This is a genomic window from Haemophilus parahaemolyticus (assembly GCF_018373095.1).
Lineage (GTDB): Bacteria > Pseudomonadota > Gammaproteobacteria > Enterobacterales > Pasteurellaceae > Haemophilus_A > Haemophilus_A parahaemolyticus_A.
In genome coordinates, this window is record NZ_JAHAHT010000094.1 from 1 (window position 1) to 6,772 (window position 6,772).

Annotated in this window: 5 protein-coding genes and 1 pseudogene; 5 read left to right on the forward strand and 1 reads right to left on the reverse strand. The window is 38.5% G+C overall.

Going from position 1 to position 6,772, the window contains the following annotated elements:
* Positions 1-70 (forward strand): annotated as a pseudogene (locus tag KH943_RS10235) (YciI family protein); the annotation flags it as partial.
* 37 nt (positions 71-107) lie between these two features.
* On the opposite strand, the gene KH943_RS08425 reads toward KH943_RS10235, so the two are convergent.
* On the reverse strand, positions 108-602 hold the full coding sequence (locus KH943_RS08425) for a YqaA family protein (RefSeq protein WP_304109953.1): 495 nt from the start codon (positions 600-602) through the stop codon (positions 108-110).
* A gap of 239 nt (positions 603-841) precedes the next feature.
* Between KH943_RS08425 and focA the strand changes: the two genes are divergently transcribed.
* The 4 genes from focA to cysS all read left to right on the forward strand — a co-directional run bounded on the left by focA (position 842) and on the right by cysS (position 6,566).
* On the forward strand, positions 842-1,666 hold the full coding sequence (focA, locus tag KH943_RS08430) for a formate transporter FocA (protein ID WP_304109945.1): 825 nt from the start codon (positions 842-844) through the stop codon (positions 1,664-1,666).
* A 127-nt stretch (positions 1,667-1,793) separates the two neighbouring features.
* On the forward strand, positions 1,794-4,106 hold the full coding sequence (pflB, locus tag KH943_RS08435) for a formate C-acetyltransferase (RefSeq protein WP_304109947.1): 2,313 nt from the start codon (positions 1,794-1,796) through the stop codon (positions 4,104-4,106).
* Positions 4,107-4,302: 196 nt separating this feature from the next.
* Entirely contained in the window at positions 4,303-5,043 is a 741-nt protein-coding gene (gene pflA, locus KH943_RS08440; protein ID WP_304109949.1) for a pyruvate formate lyase 1-activating protein, read from the forward strand.
* A 143-nt stretch (positions 5,044-5,186) separates the two neighbouring features.
* The gene (gene cysS / locus KH943_RS08445; RefSeq protein WP_304109951.1) at positions 5,187-6,566 is read left to right on the forward strand and encodes a cysteine--tRNA ligase; all 1,380 of its coding nucleotides are present in this window, start codon (positions 5,187-5,189) and stop codon (positions 6,564-6,566) included.
* Positions 6,567-6,772: the final 206 nt, after the last annotated feature.

Consider the following 6,772-nt stretch of genomic DNA (forward strand, 5'->3'; position numbering starts at 1 on the left):
TGAAGATCCATATGTAGAAGCTGGGGTTTATGGTGATGTAATTATTAAACCATTTAAGAAAGTGTTTTAAAAAAAGCATTTATAGCTCTTAGAATATACTTAATATCTTATAAAACATATTTTACCATCGGATAAATCCCTACTAAAAGTAATATATAGCGGATGAATTTTCCTATCAAAATGCAAATTGTACTTTGCAAAATTGGCAGGCGAAGCCAGCCTGCTAATCCACACAATAGATCACCAACAATAGGTAGCCAACTTAGTAAAAGTATCAAACTGCCATAACGATTTAACTTGCTAATTGCCCAGTGTGCATATTTATTTTCTTGTGCTTTTGGCTCTAGGAGTAACTTTCCCATTGCAAAAGTAATTAAGCTTCCTAATGTATTGCCGAGGGTTGCAATTATGATTAGCCAAAATAATGAAAAAGAGTAGAGAGACTGCTCTGAAAGGATGAGTTGGCTTGCGATAGTGGTAAATATAATTTCAGAGTTTCCAGGTAATAATGAGGCACTAATAAGGCTGCTAATAAACATTACAATGAATTGATGTTCGCTAGAAAAAAGCAAGTTTAAAAGAGAAGTAAAGTAATCTGTGATCATATAGTTGGTTAAAAGTTAATGATTAGTTAAATAAATTTTAATAAAAATTTACTATTTTTTATAAAATTGAGATACATCAAAAAAAGATACTCAAATCCCTTTAAATAGGTAAGTTTTTGATTTTCAGATTGGTGGAACAGGTCTATAATTCCATACAAATCTTATTATTCCTTCAATTTTAGTTTATTCAGAAAAATTATTGAATAAGCATCAATGTAAACATAAAAGGATTGCCTATGTTTTCTCCTGCTGAAATGGCGAAAATTACCGAAGATGGTGCAGTTTATAAAGCAACTAAACATCAACTCTATTCTTTTATCTCTGCAATTTTAGCCGGTGGTTTTATCGGTCTTGCTTTCGTTTTTTATACTACAACGCAAACAGGCACAGCAGATGTTGCGTGGGGATTATCTAAATTAGTAGGTGGTATGGTGTTCTCTCTTGGCGTGATTATGTGCGTGATTTTTGGAGCAGAACTTTTCACTTCATCTACATTAACCGCAGTCGCAAAAGCAACGCACCGTATTACTTGGTTCCAAATGTTTAGAAACTGGTTTATCGTTTATGGTGGAAACTTTATCGGTGGTTTAAGCGTTGTGGTTTTAATTTGGCTTTCAGGTCAAATGATGGTAGCAAATGGTCAATGGGGATTGACCATTTTAAAAACGGCACAACATAAAATTCATCACTCTTGGATAGAAGCCTTTACACTAGGTATTTTGTGCAACATTATGGTGTGTATTGCTGTTTGGATGGCAAATGCAGGGAAATCATTAACCGATAAAGCCTTTATTATGATTTTACCTATTGCGTTATTTGTGTCATCTGGCTTTGAACACTGTGTAGCAAATATGTTTATGATTCCGATGGGAATGGTCATTGCCCATACTTCAGATGCCTCTTTCTGGACAGCTATTGGCGTTGATCCAATGCAATATGCAGACTTAGATTTATATCATTTTGTGGTAAATAACTTAATTCCCGTTACTTTAGGTAATATCGTAGGTGGCGTGTTCTTTATCGGCTTAGTGCAGTGGTTCTTATATATTCGTAAGCACTAAAAATAACCTATTTATAAATCTGGCGAGAAGTTGAACTAAGATGTAAGCGGTCAAATTTCGCAGAGATTTTACAAACTACGATGTTTCGGCATCACAAATTTTATTTAAAACAAATAGAGGATTTAAAATGACTCAATTAACTGAAACTCAACAAAAAGCATGGGAAGGTTTTACTGCTGGTGACTGGCAAACCGAAGTAAACGTGCGTGATTTCATCCAAAAAAACTATACTCCATATGAAGGCGATGAGTCTTTCTTAGCGGGTGCAACTGCTGCAACCACTAAATTATGGGAAGAAGTGATGGAAAAAATCAAAGTTGAGAATAAAACGCACGAACCGTACGATATCGACTGCGATATTCCTTCTACGATTACTTCTCACAAACCTGGTTATATTGACCAAGCATTGGAGAAAATTGTCGGTCTTCAAACAGATGCTCCATTAAAACGTGCCATCATTCCATTCGGTGGTATCAAAATGGTTAAAGGTTCTTGCGATATTTATCGTCGTACTTTAAATCCTGAAGTAGAAAAAATCTTTACTGAATACCGCAAAACTCACAACCAAGGTGTATTCGATGTTTATACGCCAGACATCTTACGTTGCCGTAAATCAGGTGTCATCACAGGTTTACCAGATGCGTATGGTCGTGGTCGTATCATCGGTGACTACCGTCGTTTAGCGATCTATGGTGCAGATTTCTTAATGAAAGACAAACAACGTCAATTTGCATCATTACAACCACGCTTAGAAGCAGGTGAAGATATTCAAGCAACCATTCAATTACGTGAAGAAATTGCTGAACAACACCGTGCTTTAGGTCAAATCAAACAAATGGCTGCTTCATACGGTTTTGACGTTTCTCGTCCGGCTGAAACAGCACAAGAAGCGGTTCAATGGACTTACTTCGCATACCTTGCTGCAGTTAAATCACAAAACGGTGCAGCAATGTCATTCGGTCGTGTCTCTTCATTCTTAGATATCTATATCGAACGTGACTTAAAAGCAGGTAAAATCACAGAAGAAGAAGCGCAAGAGTTAATCGACCATTTAGTAATGAAATTACGTATGGTTCGTTTCTTACGTACACCTGAATACGATCAATTATTCTCAGGCGACCCAATGTGGGCAACTGAAACTTTAGCAGGTATGGGCTTAGACGGTCGTACATTAGTAACCAAAAACAGCTTCCGTATCTTAAATACGCTTTACACAATGGGTCCATCACCAGAGCCAAACTTAACTATCCTTTGGTCTGAACAATTACCGGACGGTTTCAAACGTTATTGTGCAAAAGTATCAATCGATACTTCATCAGTACAATATGAAAACGATGACTTAATGCGTCCTGATTTCGATAACGATGACTATGCAATCGCATGTTGCGTATCGCCAATGGTTGTGGGTAAACAAATGCAATTCTTCGGTGCGCGTGCAAACTTAGCGAAAACAATGTTATACGCAATCAACGGTGGTATCGATGAGAAATCTGGTGCACAAGTTGGTCCAAAAACTTCACCAATTACAGACGAATATCTAAACTTCGACGATGTAATGGATCGTATGGATCACTTCATGGATTGGTTAGCAACACAATATGTGACTGCATTAAATATCATCCACTTCATGCACGATAAATACAGCTATGAAGCGGCATTAATGGCATTCCACGATCGTGATGTATTCCGTACAATGGCATGTGGTATCGCAGGCCTTTCTGTTGCGGCGGACTCATTATCTGCAATCAAATATGCGAAAGTTAAACCGATTCGTGGTGACATCAAAGATAAAGATGGTAATGTTGTCGCTTCAAACGTAGCGTTAGACTTCGAAATTGAAGGCGAATATCCACAATTCGGTAACAACGATAACCGTGTAGACGAAATCGCTTGTGACTTAGTTGAACGTTTCATGAAGAAAATTCAAACACACAAAACTTACCGCAATGCGACTCCGACACAGTCAGTTCTTACTATCACTTCTAACGTGGTTTACGGTAAGAAAACTGGTAATACGCCTGATGGTCGTCGTGCTGGTGCGCCATTCGGACCAGGTGCAAACCCAATGCACGGTCGTGACCAAAAAGGTGCGGTAGCGTCTTTAACTTCTGTGGCTAAACTTCCATTTGCGTATGCTAAAGATGGTATCTCATATACCTTCTCAATCGTACCAAACGCATTAGGTAAAGATTACGAATCACAAAAACGTAACCTTGCGGGCTTAATGGATGGTTACTTCCACCACGAGGCAGAAGTGGAAGGCGGTCAACACTTGAACGTAAACGTATTAAACCGCGAAACCTTATTAGATGCGGTTGAACACCCTGAAAAATACCCACAATTAACAATCCGTGTTTCAGGCTACGCAGTACGTTTCAACTCATTAACTAAAGAACAACAACAAGACGTAATTACTCGTACATTCACAGAATGTATGTAATTTAAATTTAGTGTTCTAAGGTAAATTAAAGCGGTCAGATTCTGCAAAACAGTTGTATAATCTGACCGCTTGTTTTATTTAAATTGCTTATATATCAACAGATTTAGTTAGGTTTATTATTTAGTATCTTGAAATAAATAAGTTCGTACAGATTATTTATTTCAACATATTACGAACGAATTATTAGGAGAACATTATGTCAGTGATGGCTAGATATCATTCTTATGAATCTTGCGGTACCGTAGATGGACCAGGGATTCGTTTTATTCTCTTTTTACAAGGTTGTTTAATGCGTTGTAAATATTGCCATAATCGCGATACTTGGGATTTAGATGGCGGTAAATTGATTAGCGTTGAAGACCTAATGAAAGAAGTAGTAACTTATAAACATTTTATGAAAGCGACAGGCGGTGGTGTTACCGCATCTGGCGGCGAAGCAGTGTTACAAATGGAATTTGTACGTGATTGGTTCCGAGCTTGTAAAGCCAAAGGCATTGATACCTGCTTAGACACCAATGGCTTTGTACGGCACTATAGTCCTGTTGTTGATGAAATGTTGGAAGTTACTGATTTAGTAATGTTAGATTTAAAACAACTAAACGATGAAATTCATCAAGATCTCGTCGGTGTATCAAACAAGCGTACGTTAGATTTTGCTCGTTACTTACAAAAACTTAACAAACGTACCTGGATTCGCTATGTGGTTGTACCAGGCTATACCGATGACGATGATTCTGCTCACCGTTTAGGGCAGTTTATTCAAGGTATGGAAAATATAGAGAAAGTAGAACTCTTACCTTACCACCGTTTAGGTGCACATAAGTGGGAAACTTTGGGTTATAAATATGAATTAGAAGGCGTATTACCACCACCGAAAGAGGCACTAGAGCGTATCAAAGGTATTATTGAAAGCTATGGGCATACGGTGAAATATTAATTGCATTTGTAAAAAATTCTCTTATTTTGACCGCTTATTTGCTACACTTTAACTATATTCCGTAGGGCGGACTTTAGTCCGCTTTCTTATTTCTATGAACTTGCAGGCTTAAGTCTGCCCGCTGAAAGATTAACGAGGACTTTATGCTCAAAATTTACAATACGCTAAAACGTGAAAAAGAAGAATTTAAACCGATTAATCCCAACCAAGTTGGGATGTATGTCTGTGGTGTAACGGTTTACGATCTTTGTCATTTTGGGCACGGTCGTACCTTTGTCTCTTTTGATGTAATCGCACGCTATCTTCGCTATTCTGGTTATAACTTGCATTATGTACGTAACATTACCGATGTGGATGATAAAATCATCAAACGTGCGATTGACAATAATGAAACTTGCGATCAGCTAGTTAATCGAATGATTGCCGAAATGCACAAAGATTTTGATGCATTAAACATTCTTCGCCCAGATGTTGAGCCGCGTGCAACCCATCATATTCCTGAAATTATTGCGATGGTGGAAAAGCTTATCACTAACGGACACGCCTATGTGGCAGTAGATGGCGATGTGATGTTTGATGTGGAATCTTTCCCGAAATATGGAGCTCTTTCTCGCCAAAATTTAGATCAGCTACAAGCGGGGGCTCGCGTTGAAATCAAATCAGTGAAGAAAAATCCAATGGATTTCGTGCTATGGAAAATGTCGAAAGAGAATGAACCAAGTTGGGAAAGCCCTTGGGGTAACGGTCGTCCAGGTTGGCACATTGAATGTTCTGCCATGAATAGCAAAGAACTGGGTGAACATTTTGATATTCACGGCGGAGGTTCAGATTTAATGTTCCCACACCATGAAAACGAAATCGCCCAATCTTGCTGTGCAAATCATGGTGAGTATGTGAACTACTGGCTCCATACGGGGATGCTGACGATTGATAAAGAAAAAATGTCAAAATCGCTCGGCAACTTCTTCAGTATTCGCTATATGTTGGATTTATATGACGCTGAAAGCTTACGTTATTTCTTCTTAACAGCACATTATCGTAGCTTGCTTGATTACAGCATTGATAACTTAAATTTAGCACGTTCGGCACTAGAACGTTTATACACGGCATTGCGTGGGTGCGATCTAACTGTTCCTGCAAAGGGCGGAGAGCAATATGTTGAAGCGTTCAAAATCGCAATGGATGATGATTTCAACACACCAGGAGCATTAGCCGTCTTATTCGAAATAGCTCGTGAAGTGAATAAACTTAAAACAGAAGATGCCGAAACAGCGAATGGTTTAGCAGTTTGCTTAAAAGAGTTGGCGGGCGTGCTTGGTTTATTAGAGCAAGATCCAGAAACCTTCTTAAAAGGGGGAGCGAATGATGATGAAGCAGCGGAAATCGAAGCTTTAATCAAACAACGTAATGAAGCGAAAGCAGCGAAAAATTGGGCTATAGCGGATGAAGTACGTGATAAATTAAAAGCAATGAATATCGTGCTTGAAGATACGCCAAATGGAACGACATGGCGTAAGGCTTAGTTTTTATGTAGAAGCGGTCAGCCTAGGCCGCTTACATAATAATATCTACTTTATCTCGCCTTTTTTTCAGGCAAATAGGCGATCATTACTAGACGAAATTATTACTTTCTTATATAATCTACAAAGTTTTTATATCCCCCCTTAGCTCAGTCGGTTAGAGCAGGCGACTCATAATCGCTTGGTCACTGGTTCAAGTCCGGTAGGGG